This is a genomic window from Thalassospira sp. MCCC 1A02898 (genome assembly GCF_001618185.1).
GTDB lineage: Bacteria > Pseudomonadota > Alphaproteobacteria > Rhodospirillales > Thalassospiraceae > Thalassospira > Thalassospira tepidiphila.
Map to the genome: position 1 here is coordinate 665,400 of NZ_LPXK01000011.1, position 15,220 is coordinate 680,619.

Genomic DNA, 15,220 nt, shown 5'->3' on the forward strand with positions numbered 1-15,220 from the left:
GTGATGTGTGCGGGGGACTGATTTATCAGCTTTGCTGTGGTGGCAGATTTGGCAGGCAGCGTTGCAGCGGTGGGGTGCGTCCCGATTGCATCACGACAACCCCGGTCAGAATTGCCACCAGTGCAATCAGATCAAGCAGTTGAACGCTTTCCCCCAAAATCAGCGAGCCGGTCAGAACGGCGATAATCGGCGGGATATAGGTCACGCTTGCTGCTTTGACCGCACCAAGAGTTTCAACAACGAAGTAATAGCACAAATACGCAAAGCCGGTGCCAAACAGGCCAAGCCCAAAGAACAGGCCAAGGGCGATCCAGCCATTGTCGAAGATCGCGCTGGCGCCGTCAAAGTCGGTGGTAACCAGCAATGTCAGCGCGGCAACGCCCAATTGATAGGTGCAAAGCGCAAGGGGCGAAATACCAAGCGGGCTCAGGAACCGGCGGGCATAGACAAAGGACAGGCCAACGCAGAGGGACCCAAGTCCGATATAGCCAACCCCGGCAAGATCGCTTGCCGAAACGCTTGCGTCCCAGGGCCGCGCAATCATCGCGACCCCGATAAAGCCAACCCCCAATCCAAGAAGCGAGCGACGATTGACAGGCTCATCGCGTAAAAAGGCCGCCGCGGTGATAAAGGAAATCATTGGAATGGCACCGCTCAGCATTCCGGCAAGGCTGGATGGCAAAAGCTGAATGCCCTTGGCAAAGCTGAAATAGTAAAGACTGCCAGCCAGAACAGACATCACGATAAAATGGTGGGTAAAGCGCAAATGCCGCCATTTAAGTTTTCGCCCGATCAGGGCTGCGGCAAAAACCGGCAGGAACCCCATAAACACGCGAACGGCGGCAATCTGTGTCGGGGTGATCAGGGTGCTGGCGCTTTTGTTAAACAGAAACGTCATGCCCCAGGCAAGGGCCAAAAACCCGAACACGATATAGGCTTTGTTTTTCATGGTGGCGGACCAGTTTGGAAAAATCATGGCCCATTGTCTAAATTCCCGGTATTTTTCACAAATCATACTATCTGGATAATGAAATAGAAAAACTGCATTATGGGATCATATCCACCGCTTAAATCACTGCCAGCGTTCGAGGCATCGATGCGCCTGAAAGGCTTTGCGCTGGCGGCGGATGAATTGAATGTCACGCCCGGTGCGGTGGGGCAGCAAATCCGCAAGCTTGAAGACTGGCTTGGCGTTGAACTGTTCACGCGCACGGTCCGTCAGATCACGCCGACGGCGGATGGTCTGGCTTATGCTGCACGCATTGCCCCGGCCTTGCAGCAGATCCGCGATGCCAGCCATCAATTGCGCGACCAGTCAAATCATGCGGTGCGGTTCGTTATGCCGCCAAGCTTCGCGGCAAAATGGTTCTCCAAACGGATGTCGCGTTTTCTGATCGCCCATCCTGAAACCTCGCTTCATGTCGGATCATCGTCGGTGCTTTTGGATTTTGATCATGATCCGGTCGATCTGGCGGTGCGCTATTTCGATGGCGCCGATGAAGGTCTCGAAACCATCTTGCTGTATCAGGGGCAGGCGGCGGCCTTTTGCGCACCGTCCTATCGCGACAGGTTGGGACTGGATCGCCCCGATGACCTTGCGCAGGCGACGCTGCTGAATGATATCCTGCATCCCTGGTGGGAAGAATGGCTGGGCCGGTTTTCAACCCTGACGGCGCCCGACATTCGCGCAATAAAGCGCGTGGAAATTGATCAAACATCCATGGCGATTGAGGCGGCAATTCATGGGCAGGGCGTCGTTCTGGCCAACCCGCTTCTGGCCGAAGAAGACATTTCGGAAGGCAAGCTGATCCACCTGTTTCCGGATCAGGTCGTCAAAGTGCCGTCAGGCTATTATCTGGTTTGGCCCAAGAACCGTGATCTGCGTGCACCGGTCAGGGAATTCCGCGACTGGCTGTTGGCAGAAGCCAGCGACCTTGGCATCAAATAACAAACCCCGGCCGAAAGATTTCGACCGGGGTTGTTAGGCTCAGGACCTGTTAATTTGATTTGAATGGCAGAGGTTATATTTGTGAAATCCAAGGAAAAGCCCGAAGGGCGGGCTGGTATCCCGGCCAAGGGATTTGACGCAGGAGTTTGCAAATATAACCTCTGTCCTTCGGATTAACCGTATTTACACGGGCTACTTTGTCGCAAAGCCTTGAAAGATGTAAATCTTCCTGCGGTTTTGCTCCGCGTATCCGCACAAATACGGTGAACCATTCAAACCAAATTAACAGGTCCTGAGCCTAAAGCAGTACGGCGCGGATTACAGATCGCGGTTCATGGTGTAGGTGCCCATGTAGCTTGCCTTGCCAAGGACATGGCCCTCGATCGCGGCAAGCGCATCCGGGCCGGTAAAGGGTTCTGGCAGGTCGATCTTGTCGGTATCAAGCGCATAGACCGTGAAATGATAGTGGTGAATGATCGAATCATTCCATGGCGGGCAGGGGCCGTCATAGTCGCCGTAATCACCGCCCATATCGGTATCGCCCGCAAACCAGTCGGTATAGTTGTTCAGGCCCGCCGTGCCATATGGCTTGGTACCGGGCATCTTGCCCTTTGGCGTGACACCATTGGACGCGACACCTTCTTCAAGCTTGGTGATGCTGGCCGGGATATTGACCAGAACCCAGTGGTAGAAATCAACACGCGGCAGGCTTGCCGGGACTTCCTTGCCTTCGATATTGACGTCCTCGCCCGATGACGGGACATCCGGGTCATGGCAGATCAGGGCGAAGGATTTGGTGCCTTCGGGAATGTCGCTCCAGGAAATGGCGGGACTGATATTGTCCGATGTTTCAAACCGGCCCTCTGCCGGAATTTTACCGAACGCGAACTTGGCCGGGATCGGCGCACCGTCTTCCCATCCTTTGATGCTCAGTTTCATTGCTATGCCTTTCCTGTAATTGACATTTTTTGATGTGTTGGCTGTGTTCGATATAGCTCAGCATCAATGATGCGCAATGTCAAAGGCCGGTATTGCCGCACGTTACAACGAAAAAGCCCCGGCCATAGGGCCGGGGCTTTGAAGCAGGCTTTGGTATTTTGCTTAGTCCGCAAAGACACGGGCAAAGATCGTGTCGACATGCTTGGTGTGGTAGCCAAGGTCAAACAGCGCTTCGAGCTTGTCCATCGGAATGCGGTTGGTAACGTCTTCGTCGGTTTTCAGAAGCGACAAAAGATCGCCTTCGCGGTTCCAGACCTTCATCGCGTTACGCTGAACGATGCGATACGAATCTTCGCGCGAAACGCCATATTGGGTCAAGGTCAGCAGAACACGCTGCGAGAAGACCAGACCACCCATCTGGTTCAGGATCTCGTCCATGCGTTCCGGATAGACAACAAGGTTTTCAACAACGTTGGTCAGACGCATCAGGGCGAAGTCGAGTGTGACGGTCGCATCCGGGCCGATGTTACGTTCGACCGAGCTGTGCGAAATGTCGCGCTCGTGCCACAGGGCAACGTTTTCCATTGCCGGGATCGCCATTGAACGCACCAGACGGGCAAGGCCAGTCAGGTTTTCGGTCAGAACCGGGTTACGCTTGTGCGGCATCGCCGAGGAGCCTTTCTGCCCCTTGGAGAAGAATTCCTCAACTTCGCGAACTTCGGTACGCTGCAGGTGACGGATTTCGGTTGCCAGATGTTCGATCGACGATGCAATCACACCAAGGGCTGCGAAATAGGCGGCATGACGGTCGCGCGGGATCACCTGGGTCGAAACCGGTTCCGGTTTCAGGCCAAGCTTGGCGGCAACGTGTTCTTCAACACTCGGATCGATATTGGCGAATGTGCCAACCGCGCCGGAAATTGCGCAGGTCGCGATTTCCTCACGTGCGGCAACAAGGCGATCACGGTTACGTTTGAATTCCGCATAGAAGGTCGCAAGCTTCAGACCAAAGGTCACCGGCTCTGCGTGGATGCCGTGCGAACGACCCATGCAAGGGACATCTTTGGTTTCATAGGCGCGCTTTTTAAGCGCTGCCAAAAGCTTGTCCATATCTTCAAGCAGGATGTCGGTTGCCTGGGCAAGCTGCACGTTAAAGCAGGTATCAAGAACGTCCGAGCTGGTCATGCCCTGATGAACGAAACGGGCTTCTTCGCCAACCTGTTCGGCCAGTTCGGTCAGAAACGCGATCACATCGTGTTTGACTTCGGCTTCGACGGCATCAATGCGGTCGATGCGATCCTGGGTATAAGGCTTGTCGCCTTTTTCCCAGACAAGCTTGGCCGACTCAGCCGGGATAACACCCAGTTCAGCCAGTTTGTCAGCAGCGTGGGCTTCGATTTCGAACCAGATACGGAACTTGTTCGCCGGTTCCCAGATGGATGTCATCTGCGGACGGGAATAACGGGGGATCATGCGGTCGCCTCCGGGCAAGATGGTTGGGTGCCGGAAATAGATCTCGATGATCGGAATGCGTAGTTGATTGCACGATCACGGCGCCGGCACGCTTTCACGGGGTCGGATAGTCCATTCCGGGCAAATTGGCAACCCTGCAGACGGGTATGGCAGGATTGTGAGGTGATTTTACCACCGAGAAACTTGTTTAGGGTCAAGAAAGACCAATTTGATTGGAATGGCAGAGTTTATATTTGTGAAATCCAAGGAAAAGCCCGCCGAGCGGGTTGGCATCCCGCGCAAGGGGTTTGACGCGGGAGATCGCAAATATAAACTCTGTCCTCCGGATCGCTGAGATTTGCACGGCCTACTTTGTCGCAAAACCTTGAAAGATGCAGATCTTTCGGCGGTTTCGCTTCGCGTATCCGCACAAATCTCAGCGACCATTCGAACCAAATTGGTCTTTCCTGACCCTAATGTTAGAAAAATAGCAACTTATTGAGAATATATCCTGTAAGCAGGCAGGATGTATCTTCGACGACGCGGTTAATCCGAATGCGAAGTGGGCAGAATTTTTATGGCGCGTGAACGCGACGGGGCCAACAATCATCAGAAAGATGTGACACAGGTCCGCAATACAGACGCAAACTATCTGGCGGAACTGGTTGAACTGGGTATCGCCCTGTCGGCACAGCAGGGGCGCGAAGAGCTTAACCAGAAAATCCTGATGGCCGCGCGCAACTTCACCAACGCCGATGGCGGATCGCTTTATGTCGTCAATCAGGACGAAAGCGAACTTCATTTCCGGATCATGGTCAATGATACGCTTGAGACGTTCTTTGTCTCGGGCCGCGAAACCGAGAAACCATTCCCACCCTTGCCACTTTATGACGACGAAGGCCGCCCGAACTACGCCAATATCGCGACCTATGTCGCGCTGACGGGCAAGGCGATCAATATTGATGACGCCTATAGTGCCGAGGGATTTGATTTTACCGGCACCCGGGCATTTGATGCCAAAACTGGGTATCGGTCGAAATCCTTCCTGACCGTTCCGCTTAAAAACACCAGCGGCGTTGTGATCGGCGTATTGCAGCTGATCAATGCGCGGGACGATGCGGGCAATGTGATTTCCTTTGATCCCGCGATTGAACCAATCATCAATGCGCTCGCAAGTCAGGCGGCGGTTGCCATTGAAAACAGCCGGTTGCTGGTGGCACAGCGCGACCTGATGGAAAGTTTCGTCCGTGTGCTGGGTCAGGCGATTGATGCCAAATCGCCGCACACCGCAGGCCACTGTTCGCGGGTGCCGATCATAGCCCGCATGCTGGCGCAGGCGGCTGTGGATGACCGGGATGGCACATTTTCCAATTTCTATCTGACTGATATGGAATGGTACGAGCTTGACCTGTCGGCCTGGCTTCATGATTGCGGCAAGATCGTCACCCCTGATCATGTCATGGAAAAAGCCACCAAGCTTGAAACCATCCATAACCGTATTCACGAAGTCCGAACGCGCTTTGAAGTCCTGCGTCGTGACGCCGAAATCGAGATGCTTAAACGCAAGCTTGATGGCGAGGACGCACTTCAGTGCGAGGCCGATTTTGCCCGCCGGGTGACCGAACTTGAAACCCAGTTTGCCATGGTGGCGGATGCCAATATTGGTGATACCGAACTTGATACCGACACCATCTTTGCCCTGCATGACATCGCAGAGCAGGAATGGACGCGGTATTTTGATCGCACCATCGGCTTGTCCTGGTCGGAACAACAGCGCCTTGATGATGCGAAACTCGCTGAGCTGCGCGCAACCGGCACTGAAAAGCTTCTGATGGATCGCGAAACCGACATCTATAATGGTTTTAACCGGGGCGAACTTTATAACCTGTCGATCCCGCACGGCACCCTGACATCGGAAGAACGTCAGGTGATCAACGATCATGTTGTCATTACCCAGGATATGCTTGCCCAGCTGCCATATCCCAAGGAACTCCAACGTATTCCCGATATTGCCGGAAATCATCACGAAAAAATGGACGGGTCCGGGTATCCGCGTGGTCTGACGGGCGATGATATGGGCATCCTCGAAAAGGTCATGGTGATCGCCGATGTCTTTGAGGCGCTAACAGCGGTGGATCGCCCCTATAAACGGCCGAAGACATTATCTGAATGTATCTCGATCCTGGCCGATATGCGTGACAAGGGGCAGATCGACAGCGACTTGTTCGAGCTTTTCCTGACAAGCGGTACCTATCAGGATTACGGGCGCAAGTATTTGCGTGAAGACCAGCGCGACGAAGTCGATATCGCACAGTTCATCGTCTCCAATCCTGACTAGACAGCTTTCCGCACACGGATCAAAAAAAGGACCGTCACAAGGACGGTCCGGCAAGTTCAGGGTGCAATTTTATGAGGGCTTCTTACTTAGATGCTGTCATGGAAGTGACAGGCGACTTCCTGAGTTTCGGAAACGCGTTCCAGTACCGGTGGTTCCTGTGCGCATTTATCCTTGGCAAACGGGCAGCGGGTCCGGAACACGCATCCTGATGGCGGAGACAGCGGGCTTGGCAAATCACCAGTCAGAACAATGCGTTCCTTGTTGCGTTCGATCTCGGGATCGGGGATTGGAACGGCGGAAATCAGGGCCTTGGTATAGGGGTGTCGTGGTGCGGCATAGATGCTGTCACGGTCCGCAAGTTCGGCGACATTGCCAAGATAGAGCACCATGATGCGGTGACAGATGTGGCGCACAATCGACAGGTCGTGGCTGATGAAAATCAGCGACAAGTCAAATTCACGCTGCAATTCCTGCAACAGATTGACGATCTGGGCCTGAATGGAAACATCAAGCGCCGAAACGGGTTCGTCACAGACAATCAGTTTGGGTTCCAGGATCATCGCGCGTGCAATGCCGATGCGCTGGCACTGACCACCGGAAAACTCATGCGGATACCGGTTGATCATTTGCGGCAACAGGCCAACGCGCGCCATCATGCGTTTGACCCGTGCCTTGATCTCTTCCTTGCCGAGTTCCGGCTTATGGGTGACCAGCGGTTCTGCAATGATTTCGCCAATCTTCATGCGCGGGTTCAGGCTGGCCAACGGATCCTGAAAAATGATCTGCAGGTCCCGGCGCAATGGCTGCATGTCACGATGTGGGGCGCCGACAATGTTCTTGCCAAGCCAGGCAACCTGACCATCGGTTGGCGGGATCAATTGCAGGATCGCACGGCCAAGCGTGGATTTGCCACAGCCGGACTCCCCGACAACACCAAGTGTCTCGCCGGGATAAAGATCGAAATTGACGCCATCCACGGCCTTGAGTTGCCGGTCAGGGGAAAACAACCCCTTGGACGGGATCGGGAAATGAACCTTGAGATCGCGGACCGACAGGATTGGCGAAGCGTCTTTTTTAGCGGATTTGTTCATCACGCTCATTTGTCATCCTCCCGGAAACAGGCGCTGGCCCGGCCATTGCCAAATTCCCTCAGAAGCGGGCGTTCCGCACAGCAGCGATCAAACACATATTCGCAACGTTCCTGATAGGCGCAGCCTTTTGGAAGGTTCTGCAAGTTGGGCGGTTGGCCGGGAATGGCAAACAGGCTTTCCTCATCGGCGCGATCAATCCGGGGCATCGATTTCAAAAGGCCTTCGGTATAGGGATGATGACTGTCGTAATAGATGTCGCGAACCGATCCGGTTTCGACAACACGCCCGCCATACATCACCATCACCCGGTCACAAAGACCGGCCACCACGCCCAGATCATGGGTGATCATGACGGTGGCTGTGTTGAAGTCCGTTTGCAGATCGCGCAATAGATCAAGGATCTGTGCCTGCACCGTCACATCAAGGGCGGTGGTCGGTTCATCGGCAATCAGAACTTCCGGGTCACATAATAGTGCCATGGCGATCATGACGCGCTGGCGCATGCCCCCTGAAAACTCATGCGGATACATGTGAACGCGCTGGGCCGCGCCGGGAATTCCGACACGATCAAGCATGGTGATTGCGCGCGCCAAGGCATCGCTTTCAGACATGCCACGATGTTCGACCAGAACTTCCGTCATCTGCCGGGAGATTTTCAGAAACGGGTTCAGTGATGTCATCGGATCCTGAAAGATCATCGACATCGACACACCGCGAATTTTGTTCAATTCGCGGGGCTTCAGATTGAGGATTTCCGTGTCCTTGTATCGGACAGACCCGGTGGATGCACCATTTTTGGCAAGCAATCCCATCAGTGACAGGAAAATCTGTGTCTTGCCGGATCCGGACTCCCCGACAACACCAAGCGTTTCGCCCGGATCGATATGGAAATTGACGTTATTGACGGCCTCGACCTCGCCATCCGGGGTCTGAAAGCGCGTGGTCAGGTTTTCGACAGTCAGAATATGATTTGTGGTCATGGTTTTTCCTTGCCCTCCCTTACCTGTCTTTCGGATCAAGCGCATCGCGCAGACCGTCACCGATGAAGTTAAAACAGAACAGGGTGAGTGCCAGGAACACAGCCGGATAGATCAGCATCCATGTCGATGCCTCGATCACCTTGGCCCCTTCGGAAATCAGAACGCCCCAACTTGTCAGCGGCTCCTGTACGCCCAGTCCAAGGAAGGACAGGAAGCTTTCGGTCAGGATGACTTGCGGAATGGTCAGCGTCATATAGACAATGACTGGGCCCAGCACGTTGGGAATGATGTGGCGGAAAATGATCTTGAAGTTCGAAACACCCGTTGCGTGGGCCGCTTCGATAAATTCGCGCCGACGTAGCGACAATGTCTGACCGCGGACAATACGTGCCATGGTCAACCATTCAACCGCGCCAAGGGCGACAAAGATCAGGAAGATGTTTCGGCCAAATACCACCATCAACATGATGACAAAGAACATGAAGGGCAGGGAATAAAGCACATCGACAAACCGCATCATGATGCTGTCGATCTTACCGCCAAAATATCCGGCAACTGCGCCATAGGTAACGCCGATGATCAGCGAAACCGTGGTGGCGAGAAGCCCGACCGCAAGCGATACCCGCGCGCCATAAAGCACCCGGATAAACAGATCGCGGCCATTGCCATCGGTGCCAAAGATATGGCCGTTTTCCCAGTTCGGACCTTCCTGGATATAGCCCCAGTCGATCTGGTCATAGGCATACGGGCTTAGAAGCGGGGCAAAGATCGCGAGTAACGTAATAATGCCCAGAATGATCATGGAGCCGACAGCCGCCTTGTTGCGGAATAACCGGATACGGGCATCGCGCCACAGGCTGCGACCTTCGATCTCTTCGGCCGCGCCGGCTGATTGCAGCAGAGCTGTTTTTTCAGATTTGTTCATTATCAGCGTGACTTCAGTTTGGGATCAAGAAGGCCGTAAATCATATCGACCAGGAAGTTCAGCAGAATGATCATCACCGCATAGACAATCACCACCCCCATCACGAGCGGGTAGTCGCGGTTCAGTGCTGCCTTGATGAAATAGGTGCCGATACCGGGCACGCCAAAGATGCTTTCGATTACGACCGAGCCGGTCATGACGGCCGCCGTTGCCGGACCAAGATAGGAAACAACCGGTAACAGTGCGCCCTTGATGGCGTGGCGATTGACGACAAGCGTCTCGCGAAGGCCCTTGGCGCGTGCGGTTCGGATGTAATTCGAATGCAGAACTTCGACCATCGACCCACGTGTCAGACGTGCGATATAGGCAATCTGGGGTAGGGCAAGTGCGATGATCGGAAGGATTTTATATTCAAGTTCCCCGTCTCCCCAGCCAGCGGTCGGCAGGATCGACAGATAAAGCCCAAATACCAGCGACAATAACGGCGCCATGACAAAGTTCGGAATGGCGATGCCAATCATCGCAACACCCATGACAACGAAATCAACCGCGCTGTTTTGTCGAATGGCGGCATAGGTGCCAAACGCGACGCCAAACACAAGCGCAATGGCAATCGCACTCAAGCCCAGCTGCATCGAGGCAGGGGCGCCTGCCATGATCAGTTCGGCAACGGAAAAGTCGCGGATTTTAATTGATGGTCCGAAATCGCCCTGGAAAAGCTTGCCGATATAGATCGCGTATTGTTCGACCAGCGGCTTATCAAGGTCATAGGCAGCCTTGATGTTCTTTTCGATTTCCGGCGGTAATGCGCGTTCCTGATCGAACGGCCCGCCCGGTGCGATACGCATCATGAAGAATGCGACTGTGATCACGATGAACAATGTCGGGATCGCGATCAGCAGGCGCCGAATGGCGTAAGATAACATTTTCTCTCATCCCCGTCGGGGTGGTCACAGGCTGCGGGCGGGAGGAACACCACACAGCCTGCGACACGAAGGCAGGATTTACTCGGCGATGTCGAGCCAGCGGGTCAGGTGACGATCCGGGGCGTTGTCGATCCAGCCCTTGATCTTTGGTGAGACCAGCTGTTTCGAGACATAGTAGTAAATCGGGATGTAGGGCTGTGCCTCCATCATGATGGCTTCTGCGCTATGCATCAGTTCGGCACGCTTTTTCAGGTCGCCTTCATTCTCGGCAGCCAGCATCAATTCGTTGTAGCGCGGGTTATCAAACGCTGCATAGTTCAGCGGACCGGTGCGCTCTTCACCGAGGAACAGGAAGTTCTGGGCATCGTTGTAATCGGCAATCCAGCCGGCACGGGCGACTTCAAAGTCACCAACCTTCAGGTCGGCATAGTGGATTTTACCTTCGGTGTTAAACAGCTCTGCATCGACGCCGATCTGTTTCCACATGTTCTGAACCGCAATCGCGATGCGTTTGTGGTTTTCAGATGTGTTGTAACGCAGCGTGAATTTAAGCGGGTTTTCAGCGGTATAACCGGCTGCTTCCATCAGTTTCTTGGCTTCAGCGACCTTGTCACCATACGAAAGGTCTTTCCAGGAAACATATGCAGGCTCGGTATAGTTACCGGTTCCCGGCGGAACAAAGGAATAAGCCGGAAGTTCGCCGGTTTTCAGAACCGCGTCGGTGATTGCTTCGCGGTTGATCGCAAGCGACAGTGCCTTGCGGACGTTCGGATCCTGGAATTTCTCTTTGTCGCTACGCACGGCGTAGTAATAGATGCCGGCATAGGGCGCGATGCGCAGGCTGTCGGCCAAATTGTCACGCAGCCAGGAAATCTGTTCGGATGCGATGTCGCGCGCAACGTCCAGTTCTTCGGCACGGAAACGGTTCTGCATCGCCGTGCGATCTTCGTAGGTGTAATAGATCACCTCGTCGATCGGAACGTTTGCAGCGTCATAGAATTCTTCGTTCTTGACCAGTTTGGTGTGAACGTTTGGGACCCATTCGACAAGTTTGTAGGCACCGTTCACAACGATATTTTCCGGCTTTACCCAATCCTTGCCGTATTTTTCAACGACATGACGCGGAATGGCGAAAGCGGTCTGGTGGGTCAGCTGTGCTAGGAAGTAGGGGGCAGGTGCGGTCAGTTTGACTTCAAGGGTATGGTCATCAATGGCCTTGGCTGCGAGTTTCGCGCCATCCTTGCCAGTGTTAACTTCCTCGGCACCTTCGATGATGTAAAGCAGGGATGCGTATTCCGCACCCAGTGCCGGATCAAGAAGACGTTCCCAGCCGGCGATAAAGTCCTGTGCCGTAACCGGGGTGCCATCCGACCAGTTATGGTCGCGGATCTTGAAGGTGTAAGTCATCCCGTCTTCGGAAACGGTCCAGCTTTCGGCCGCACCGGGAACCGGTTGGCCATCCGGGCCATATGTCAGAAGACCCAGCGACATATCATCGGAGATACGGCTGGTCTGAATGGTAGAGATGAAATGTGGATCCATTGACTGCGGTTCGCCGTCGTTACCAATTCGCAGGATCTTCTCGGCCTGCGCCTGGCTGGTCGACAGCATCGTCATCGAACCGGCAATCAAGGCGGTACCCAACACAAAAGCACGTGAGGATTTTAGCAACCCGTTCACGAGACCTTTTGCAGTCATCGCGTTGTCTGACATCTAAAATGTCTCCCTTGTCATTTTGATTTTTCGTTACGTACCTCCCAGAAAGTACGTACGTGAAAATACTGATCCGGGTATGCGCTTACTGCAAGGCAGATTCTACACAACGGGGCAGATAGATTAATGTTTGCGCAGGAAAACGTTTTCAATCGTTAATTGTTGTGCACATTACGGTTTATGTCGAATTTATTACGGTGTTTGGCATTCTTAATACCAATCGTCCGAAAACCGCCAGGACGGTATGGTTTCGGTGGATGATCGCGCAAAAGTGGTGGTCTGCGCTGGCGACTTTCACATTCGACCGCCTCGCACATTGCAAGATGCGACCGAATCGCAAGAAACCCGGCCCATATGGCGGTCACAGGGCGGATTTGACAACAGCTGATATTTGAAAGGGAACTCTTTTGCAGGCCTGGTGGCGATCTGATCGCGATTTTACGAACGCCCGGAACCTACCAAGAAGATGGGTGGAAATAAGTGCGTGAAGAACAGTGCGATCAAGGCGATATTGCGCAAATCGGGTTGGTCAGATCGAAGTGCCTGCACCCATGTTGCTGAGTCCCTTCAAGTAAGTCTTGGTTGCAGCGTGCCTGATAGTCGCGTATTTCCCTAGAGTTCGTTGCCGCCCTTGCGTTCTGCTCGGCCAAGCATATCCCACCAACAGAAACCGCCACTGAAGGCGCAGGAATGATTGAAACATTCGACATTCTTTTTCTGATCGTTTCGGTTCTTGGCGTATCGCAGGCGATTTTCCTGATTGTCCTGTTGATGGACGAAGGAAAGCGTTCTTTTCGCGCCAATCGCTGGCTCATGGTGTTCGGATTTTCGGTCGGTATGAGTTTTATCGACGATACGTTCGACCCGTTCATCAGCCCGATTGTGAACCTGTATCTTGTGCCGGTTTTTGCGCCATTCTTTTTTGCCTTTATCCCGTCGATATATTTGTATTTCCGGGAAGTTTCCGGCAGTCCGGTTTCCCGGCCCTACCGGCATTTTCTGGTATTAATCCCGGTGACCGCAGCGATCGGGCTTATGGTTTACCTAAAAAGTACGCGGATGGTCGCCAATCAGGATCATGTGCGTGATGTCGGATTGCAGATCGCGTTTTCATCGCAAGGGCTTGCCAATTTGGTTCTCCTGGCGATTGTCATCCTGTTTTGCGTGTCCTTTGTCGGTTACATGACGGGGATATGGCGGCTCGCGCGGCGTTATTTGCGACAAGCTGATTGGCAGCTCCAGGCCGACAGTGAACGAATGCGTCGCTGGATTATCGAGCTTCTTGTCGGGATGACGGTGCTGTTTACCGTCTTCACCCTGACCAATTTGCTGGATCTGTTTGTCTTTCACGCGGAATGGCTGTCGCTTGGTGTCAAGGTGGGGTTTGTGGTTGTTTTCTTCCGCATGTGTCAGGTTATCGCGCAGAACCCGGCGATCTTTGTGCAAGCGGAAACCGAAGACGGCGCCCAGGACAATCTGCCTGAACGTCAGGAAACCGGCCAAGGGACCGACGCCCAACAGACCCCGATGTTGCGTGCAATTGTTGATGACCCCGGTATCGACCGTATTCGCACCCGCCTTGCAAGGATCGTCGCAGACCGCGATGTGATGCTTGATCCCTTGCTTACGATGCCCAAACTGGCTTCTGCTGTCGGGGCAACGCCCAATCAGCTTTCCTTTGTCTTGAACCAGCATCTGGGTAAAAGCTTCTTTGATTTCGTTAACGAAGTCCGGGTTGATGAGGCTTCTCGCCTGCTGATCGAGGAACCAAATCGCACGATCCTCGATATCGCAACCGAGGTCGGCTTCAATTCGAAATCGACCTTCAATCAGGCTTTCAAGAAAATCACCGGCCATACACCAAGTATCTATCGTCAGAAAAATTTTTCAAAATCAAATAGTTAAGGCGTATGAATGCGCATTCGTACCTGTTTGGCACGGATTGTAAGTACAAGGCTATAAAGCCGGACGCCTTCCTTCGCACGCTCGGGCAATGTCGCGACATCAACAACACAATTGGGATGTTTAGACATTATGGTATCGCATTTTTGTTCTCGTCGTTTAGGGGACGCAATGGTGCTGGGCGGACTTGGCATCTGTACGGCAGCCATCATCATCATGTTTGCCAGCAGCGCACACGCCCAGACTGCAACGCCTGGACAAAGGGAAATCATCCGCGAACAGGTAAATCCGCAGACCGAAGATGCACTTAAACCCTGGCTTGGCGGCAATTGGCAGATCGGTGCCTTCGGCCAGATCAGCAGCAATCCCTATCGCGGGGCTGATAGTACCGATTTGGATGCGCTTCCGGTATTGGCCTATGATGCCGAACGCCTTCATATCGGTATTGACGGCATTGATGCCAAAGTCTGGATGAATGATTTTGCCAGCATCTCGGTCATTGGTGGCCTTCGGATGGAGCCATTTGATCCGGGTGACTCAAGCTATCTCAACGGGCTTGAAGAACGCGATATGGCATACGAAGCCGGTATCGGCGGATCTTTGCGTCTCTGGCACGGGGAGCTTCAGGCAAGCTATCAGACCGATCTCAATGATGCCTATGGCGGGCATGAGGTGGATGTTGCCTATTATCTGCCGACCGAATACGAAAAATTCAGCTTCAATGTCGGCGGTGGTGTGACCTGGCAAAGCGAAGAGCTGGTCGATTACAATGTTGGCGTACGTCGCAATGAAGTTCGCAGTGATCGTGGCTTCTATGCCCCCGACGCCACCTTTATCCCGCATCTTGATTTCAGTGTGACCTATCCGGTGACCGAAAGTTTTGCCGTCGTCGGGACCACTGACGTTAAATTCCTGCTTGATGAATATACCGACAGTCCGATCATTGATGAGGACTATGTGCTCAGTGCCGGTCTGGTGCTGGTCTATAACTTCTGACCAGAAGCCG

Annotated in this window: 12 protein-coding genes; 4 read left to right on the plus strand and 8 right to left on the minus strand. The window is 53.6% G+C overall.

The genetic code is table 11. From position 1 onward, the window contains the following. Window positions 1–25 precede the first annotated feature (25 nt). Window positions 26–949, minus strand: a complete 924-nt coding sequence (locus AUQ41_RS14025) for a DMT family transporter (RefSeq protein WP_063089039.1) — start codon at window positions 947–949, stop codon at window positions 26–28. A 99-nt stretch (window positions 950–1,048) separates the two neighbouring features. Between AUQ41_RS14025 and AUQ41_RS14030 the strand changes: the two genes are divergently transcribed. Beyond that, the gene (locus AUQ41_RS14030) at window positions 1,049–1,948 is read left to right on the plus strand and encodes a LysR substrate-binding domain-containing protein (protein WP_063088932.1); all 900 of its coding nucleotides are present in this window, start codon (window positions 1,049–1,051) and stop codon (window positions 1,946–1,948) included. 318 nt (window positions 1,949–2,266) lie between these two features. Here AUQ41_RS14030 and AUQ41_RS14035 read toward each other — a convergent pair whose 3' ends face one another. Continuing rightward, entirely contained in the window at window positions 2,267–2,887 is a 621-nt protein-coding gene (locus tag AUQ41_RS14035) for a YbhB/YbcL family Raf kinase inhibitor-like protein (RefSeq protein ID WP_063088933.1), read from the minus strand. Between the two features lie 162 nt (window positions 2,888–3,049). Beyond that, window positions 3,050–4,360: an adenylosuccinate lyase gene (gene purB, locus AUQ41_RS14040; protein WP_063088934.1), complete on the minus strand. Its 1,311-nt coding sequence runs from the start codon at window positions 4,358–4,360 to the stop codon at window positions 3,050–3,052. Window positions 4,361–4,916: 556 nt separating this feature from the next. Here purB and AUQ41_RS14045 point away from each other — a divergent pair. Beyond that, the gene (locus AUQ41_RS14045; protein WP_063088935.1) at window positions 4,917–6,677 is read left to right on the plus strand and encodes an HD family phosphohydrolase; all 1,761 of its coding nucleotides are present in this window, start codon (window positions 4,917–4,919) and stop codon (window positions 6,675–6,677) included. Window positions 6,678–6,763: 86 nt separating this feature from the next. Here the strand turns inward: AUQ41_RS14045 and AUQ41_RS14050 are convergent, their stop codons facing one another. The 5 genes from AUQ41_RS14050 to AUQ41_RS14070 all read right to left on the minus strand — a co-directional run bounded on the left by AUQ41_RS14050 (window position 6,764) and on the right by AUQ41_RS14070 (window position 12,312). Then, the gene (locus AUQ41_RS14050) at window positions 6,764–7,777 is read right to left on the minus strand and encodes an ABC transporter ATP-binding protein (protein WP_281491871.1); all 1,014 of its coding nucleotides are present in this window, start codon (window positions 7,775–7,777) and stop codon (window positions 6,764–6,766) included. Next, complete coding sequence (locus tag AUQ41_RS14055) at window positions 7,774–8,748, minus strand: ABC transporter ATP-binding protein (protein WP_063088936.1); 975 nt, start codon at window positions 8,746–8,748, stop codon at window positions 7,774–7,776. The genes AUQ41_RS14050 and AUQ41_RS14055 overlap by 4 nt, the downstream gene beginning before the upstream one ends. 19 nt (window positions 8,749–8,767) lie before the next feature. After that, on the minus strand, window positions 8,768–9,673 hold the full coding sequence (gene oppC / locus AUQ41_RS14060) for an oligopeptide ABC transporter permease OppC (protein WP_120224564.1): 906 nt from the start codon (window positions 9,671–9,673) through the stop codon (window positions 8,768–8,770). Between the two features lie 2 nt (window positions 9,674–9,675). Then, window positions 9,676–10,599, minus strand: a complete 924-nt coding sequence (oppB, locus tag AUQ41_RS14065) for an oligopeptide ABC transporter permease OppB (protein WP_063088937.1) — start codon at window positions 10,597–10,599, stop codon at window positions 9,676–9,678. A 78-nt stretch (window positions 10,600–10,677) separates the two neighbouring features. Beyond that, window positions 10,678–12,312 (minus strand): peptide ABC transporter substrate-binding protein, encoded by a 1,635-nt coding sequence (locus tag AUQ41_RS14070; RefSeq protein WP_063088938.1) that lies wholly within the window; start codon window positions 12,310–12,312, stop codon window positions 10,678–10,680. A gap of 690 nt (window positions 12,313–13,002) precedes the next feature. On the opposite strand from AUQ41_RS14070, the gene AUQ41_RS14075 reads away from it, so the two are divergent. Beyond that, window positions 13,003–14,217 carry a helix-turn-helix domain-containing protein gene (locus tag AUQ41_RS14075; RefSeq protein ID WP_063088939.1) on the plus strand — a complete coding sequence of 405 codons (1,215 nt, stop codon included), beginning with the start codon at window positions 13,003–13,005 and terminating at the stop codon, window positions 14,215–14,217. Between the two features lie 168 nt (window positions 14,218–14,385). Next, entirely contained in the window at window positions 14,386–15,210 is an 825-nt protein-coding gene (locus AUQ41_RS14080) for a MipA/OmpV family protein (RefSeq protein ID WP_063088940.1), read from the plus strand. Window positions 15,211–15,220 lie beyond the last annotated feature (10 nt).

What these genes read in the sequence shown, in the direction of transcription:
- AUQ41_RS14025 (WP_063089039.1), bottom strand. Translation starts at nt 949, where the DNA reads ATGAAAAACAAAGCCTATATCGTGTTCGGGTTTTTGGCCCTTGCCTGG.
- AUQ41_RS14030 (WP_063088932.1), top strand. Translation starts at nt 1,049, where the DNA reads ATGGGATCATATCCACCGCTTAAATCACTGCCAGCGTTCGAGGCATCG.
- AUQ41_RS14035 (WP_063088933.1), bottom strand. Translation starts at nt 2,887, where the DNA reads ATGAAACTGAGCATCAAAGGATGGGAAGACGGTGCGCCGATCCCGGCC.
- purB (WP_063088934.1), bottom strand. Translation starts at nt 4,360, where the DNA reads ATGATCCCCCGTTATTCCCGTCCGCAGATGACATCCATCTGGGAACCG.
- AUQ41_RS14045 (WP_063088935.1), top strand. Translation starts at nt 4,917, where the DNA reads ATGGCGCGTGAACGCGACGGGGCCAACAATCATCAGAAAGATGTGACA.
- AUQ41_RS14050 (WP_281491871.1), bottom strand. Translation starts at nt 7,777, where the DNA reads ATGAGCGTGATGAACAAATCCGCTAAAAAAGACGCTTCGCCAATCCTG.
- AUQ41_RS14055 (WP_063088936.1), bottom strand. Translation starts at nt 8,748, where the DNA reads ATGACCACAAATCATATTCTGACTGTCGAAAACCTGACCACGCGCTTT.
- oppC (WP_120224564.1), bottom strand. Translation starts at nt 9,673, where the DNA reads ATGAACAAATCTGAAAAAACAGCTCTGCTGCAATCAGCCGGCGCGGCC.
- oppB (WP_063088937.1), bottom strand. Translation starts at nt 10,599, where the DNA reads ATGTTATCTTACGCCATTCGGCGCCTGCTGATCGCGATCCCGACATTG.
- AUQ41_RS14070 (WP_063088938.1), bottom strand. Translation starts at nt 12,312, where the DNA reads ATGTCAGACAACGCGATGACTGCAAAAGGTCTCGTGAACGGGTTGCTA.
- AUQ41_RS14075 (WP_063088939.1), top strand. Translation starts at nt 13,003, where the DNA reads ATGATTGAAACATTCGACATTCTTTTTCTGATCGTTTCGGTTCTTGGC.
- AUQ41_RS14080 (WP_063088940.1), top strand. Translation starts at nt 14,386, where the DNA reads ATGGTGCTGGGCGGACTTGGCATCTGTACGGCAGCCATCATCATCATG.